General features: G+C 66.4%; 5 protein-coding genes. 2 read left to right on the top strand and 3 right to left on the bottom strand.

Translation table 11 applies throughout. The features are described 5' to 3' along the window. A partial coding sequence (gene trmFO / locus VGD20_RS21240; protein ID WP_331136358.1) for a methylenetetrahydrofolate--tRNA-(uracil(54)-C(5))-methyltransferase (FADH(2)-oxidizing) TrmFO occupies positions 1-953 on the bottom strand: 953 nt, incomplete at its 3' end. Between the two features lie 91 nt (positions 954-1,044). Between trmFO and VGD20_RS21235 the strand changes: the two genes are divergently transcribed. After that, positions 1,045-1,710, top strand: a complete 666-nt coding sequence (locus VGD20_RS21235) for a lysoplasmalogenase (protein ID WP_331136357.1) — start codon at positions 1,045-1,047, stop codon at positions 1,708-1,710. Here the strand turns inward: VGD20_RS21235 and VGD20_RS21230 are convergent, their stop codons facing one another. Next, complete coding sequence (locus VGD20_RS21230; protein ID WP_331136356.1) at positions 1,711-2,172, bottom strand: host attachment family protein; 462 nt, start codon at positions 2,170-2,172, stop codon at positions 1,711-1,713. It abuts the gene before it with no gap. 235 nt (positions 2,173-2,407) lie between these two features. Beyond that, positions 2,408-3,313 (bottom strand): hydrogen peroxide-inducible genes activator, encoded by a 906-nt coding sequence (locus tag VGD20_RS21225; RefSeq protein ID WP_331136355.1) that lies wholly within the window; start codon positions 3,311-3,313, stop codon positions 2,408-2,410. A 136-nt stretch (positions 3,314-3,449) separates the two neighbouring features. On the opposite strand from VGD20_RS21225, the gene VGD20_RS21220 reads away from it, so the two are divergent. Then, positions 3,450-3,917, top strand: coding sequence for a hypothetical protein (locus VGD20_RS21220; protein ID WP_331136354.1), 468 nt, complete (start codon positions 3,450-3,452; stop codon positions 3,915-3,917). Positions 3,918-3,935: the final 18 nt, after the last annotated feature.

The following is a 3,935-nucleotide window of genomic DNA, read 5'->3' as shown; positions in this document are numbered from 1 at the left end:
AGGCCGCCGAGGCGCGCGAATTCGGCTTTTTCGAGACCGGGGATGGTGCGGAACAGCTCGACCTGTGCGGCGTGCTTCAGCTTGGTCTGGAAGCCGACCATGTTCCACAGCGTGCCGAGCGCATTGTCCTGGCGGAGCTGGACGACCGCATAGGGCCAGCGACCGGTGCGCGGATTGTCGAGGCCGACGCCCTTCATCGGGCCGAAGCGCAAGGTTTCGGGGCCGCGTTCGGCCATGACCTCGATCGGCATGCAGCCCTCGAAATAGGGGGTGTCCTTTTCCCAATCCTTGAACTCGGTCTTGTCGCCGTCGACGAGGCCCCGGACGAAGGCGTGATACTGGTCCTTGTCCATCGGGCAGTTGATATAATCCTTGCCGTCGCCGATCGGGCCGACCTTGTCCCAGCGGCTCGCCATCCAGGCGACGTCCATGTCGATGCTGTCGCGGTAGACGATCGGGGCGATTGCGTCGAAAAAGGCGAGCGCGTCCTTGCCGGTCGCGTCGCCGATGCTCGCGGCGAGGCCGGCGGCGGTGAGCGGGCCGGTCGCGACGATCGTCAGGCCGTCGGCGGGCAGCGTGTCGATGCGTTCGCGCACGATCGTTATGTTGGGATGGCTTTCGAGCGCGTTGGTGACGCCGCCCGAGAAGAGGTCGCGGTCTACCGCGAGCGCCGAGCCCGCGGGGACCTTGTGCACATCGGCTTCGCGCATGATGATCGAGCCGAGGCTGCGCATCTCGCGGTGGAGCAGGCCGACGGCGTTGCTGTCGCCATCGTCGCTGCGAAAGCTGTTCGAGCACACCATCTCGGCGAGCGTGTCGCCCTGATGCGCCGGGGTCATGTCGCCCCCCCCGCGCATTTCAGAGAGGCGGACGCGGAAACCCGCCTCGGCAAGCTGCCAGGCCGCCTCGGAACCCGCGAGGCCGCCGCCGATGATGTGAATGTCGTAGCTCATTTACGCGCTTCCCGATTGACCTTGGCCGTTGACTTGCCCGGCATCCGCCGCGCACTAGGCGGGTTGAAGGCAAGATGCAAAGGGGTGGACGATGAGCGGGGAGCAGGGTTGGGATCGGGCGCGGTGGCTTTGGTGGCTGGCGCTGCTTGGCGGGATCAGCTTTTTCATCGCGGTCTATCAGCGGCTCGACGGGCCCGCGATCTGGGCGTGGAAGACGAGCGGCGTTGGTTTGCTGGCGGTCTGGGCGGCGGCGAACGCGCGGGAGAAGAACGGCTGGCTGATCGCCGCGGTCCTGGGTTTCGGCGCGCTCGGCGATTATCTGCTCGATGCGAGGGGCCTGGTCGTGGGGGCCGTGGCGTTCGCGGTGGGGCATGTGATCGCCATCATCCTGTATCTGGCCAACCGCCGGGCGCAGATGACGCCATCGCAGCGGCTGCTCGGCTGGCTGACGATGCCCGCAACACTGGTGATTGTCTGGGCGATGCTGAGCCCCGCGGCGGGCTGGTGGCACGCTGCCATCTATTCGCTGTTCGTCGCCGCGATGGCCACAGCCGCGTGGACCAGCCGCTTTCCGCGTTATCGCACGGGAATCGGCGCGATGATGTTCCTCGCGAGCGATCTCTTCATCTTCGCGGGCGAGGGAGCGGTTCTGTCCAGGGACGTCACGATGTGGCTTGTGTGGCCACTCTATTTTGGCGGGCAGGCGCTCATCGCGTGGGGTGTGGTCGGCACGCTCGCCAAGGAAGCGCGTAGCTGATCAACCCGGCGGCGCGGCTTCGCCTGCAAGCAGTGCCTCGATATCGGCGATCGGGCGATCGGTCATTTCCTTGACATGCTCGCCGATGAGGCGCGCGCTCACTTCCTTGTGCCAGAGCGGGCGAAGCTCGCCCATCGTGCGCGCGGGCGCGACCACGACAAGCGCGTCAAACTGGCCCACGAGCGCCATCGCGTTGATTTTCTCCGCAAGATCGCGGGCGAAGCGATCTTCCTCCTGCTGATGGAAATCGGGCTCGCCCATCGTGCCGCCGGGCAGGCCGGTCCCCGCGGGAGCGGGCGACTGGCCCGAGGCATCGGTCTTGATGTCGCTATCCTTTCGATCTTCGCGCTCCCGGTGCGACGCGGTGCGCAGGTCGATCTGGCGCTGATCGCCGTGATTGCGCAGGAACAACGCCTTGCGGCCGTCAGCGACGAGGACGAGGGTGTCGGCGGGGAGGGTCATGATCTTCGCTCCTTCTGACGGGAGCAACGCATGGGACGGGGGCGAAGTTTCGGCGGTGCGTCGGGATAGGGGATGGGTACGGCCGGAATCGACCGGAAGCTGCCGATAGGGATGTGCACCCCGGCGCAAGCCGGGGCCCATGGCGTCAGAAGGCTGGCATTGCGCGATTACGCTCTGGGCCCCGGCTTGCGCCGGGGTGCACATCCCTATCGGCAGCTTCCGGCCGTTTCCTGACCTAGTTTACCTTATGCTTGCGGAAGATATCCGCGAGCATCCGGAATTCGTCGGCGCGCGGACTGCCCTTGCGCCAGACGAGCGCGATCGTCCGCCAGTCATGCTCCGAATCGAGCGGGCGCGTGTCGATGTCGGTGTGGTCGAGGATGCCGGCCTCGATCGCCATTTGCGGCAGCATCGTTATGCCGAGCCCGTTGTCGACCATCTGCACCAGCGTGTGCAGCGACGTCCCCATCATCCGCGCGCCGGCGCGCAGTTCGGGGCGGTTGCACGCGGCGAGGACATGATCCTTGAGGCAATGGCCGTCCTCCAGCATCAGCATCTGCGCCGGGTCGATCTGGTCGGCGCTGACCATGGCGGGCAGGTCTTCGCTCTGGTCTCCGGGGAAGGCGACGAAAAGCGCATCATCGAACAGCGGCTCGTTCTCGACGTCGCCGCACGCATAGGGGAGCGCGAGAAGGACGCAGTCGACGGTGCCATGGTGGAGCGATTCACACGCCTGCGCGCTCGGTTCCTCACGCAGGAAAAGCTTGAGCGAAGGGCGCTCCTTGCGAAGTCGCGGTAGCAGGCCGGGAAGAAGGAAGGGCGCGATCGTCGGGATGACGCTCATCCTGAGTTCGCCGACAAGCGGCGCGGCGGCGGCGGCGGCCATGTCGGCAAGTTCCTCGGCCTCGCGCAGCACGCGGTGCGCCTTTTCGACGATGGCATTGCCAAGCACCGTGAAACGCACGACGCGCCGGGTGCGTTCGACGAGCGTCTGCCCGAGCAGGGTCTCGAGCTCGCGGATCCCCGCCGAGAGCGTCGACTGGGTGACGTTGCAGGCATCGGCGGCGCGGCCGAAATGGCCGTGTTCGTGCAGCGCGACGAGATATTGCATCTGCTTCAGCGAGGGGAGGTAGTTTTGCATTGATCGGATATAGCAATGATCGGCCCGGGTTTTAACAAGTTTCCCGATTAAGATTCGCCGCCAAATTGGTGACGTCTGTTGGCGCGATCGAGCGCGCCATGATAGCTTGCCCGATCAACCGGGTGGGGAGGCACGGATGGCGATTTCGCGTTTTCTGATCGGCGGCGTGGCGAGCGCGCTGCTGCTCACCGGCGGGCTGTTCATGTGGAAGGGCTATACGCAGATTGCCGAGGAGGAGGTCCTGCCCGATCCGCCGCCCTCCCCGCCGGCGATTCCGGTCGCTGCGGCGGGGGCGCCGAAACGCGGGCCCGCACCGCCGGCGCTGCCTGCGGCAAAGGAGGCATCGCGCGAGGAGCGACGCTTCAATCGCTTCGACCGCGACCGCAACGACCGGATCAGCCGCGTCGAACTGATGTCGTCGCGCACCGCGGCGTTCCGCAAGCTCGACAAGGACGGTAACAACCTGCTGACCTTCGAGGAATGGGCGGCGGCGACGGGGCAGCGCTTTGCCGGCGCCGACGGCGACAAGTCGGGCGACCTGACGCGTGCGGAGTTCGCGACGACGGCGCCGAAGGCCGCGGCGAAGCCGAAGTGTAGCTGTTGATGTGCTCCCCGGCGCAAG

This window comes from Sphingopyxis sp., assembly GCF_036402335.1.
Taxonomy (GTDB): domain Bacteria; phylum Pseudomonadota; class Alphaproteobacteria; order Sphingomonadales; family Sphingomonadaceae; genus Sphingopyxis.
The sequence above is the reverse complement of the archived record's forward strand: the minus strand, read 5'-3'. Positions and strand labels throughout refer to the sequence as shown.

Bases quoted from the DNA above. Each gene is read 5' to 3' on its own strand.
- VGD20_RS21235 (WP_331136357.1), top strand. From the start codon at position 1,045: ATGAGCGGGGAGCAGGGTTGGGATCGGGCGCGGTGGCTTTGGTGGCTG.
- VGD20_RS21230 (WP_331136356.1), bottom strand. From the start codon at position 2,172: ATGACCCTCCCCGCCGACACCCTCGTCCTCGTCGCTGACGGCCGCAAG.
- VGD20_RS21225 (WP_331136355.1), bottom strand. From the start codon at position 3,313: ATGCAAAACTACCTCCCCTCGCTGAAGCAGATGCAATATCTCGTCGCG.
- VGD20_RS21220 (WP_331136354.1), top strand. From the start codon at position 3,450: ATGGCGATTTCGCGTTTTCTGATCGGCGGCGTGGCGAGCGCGCTGCTG.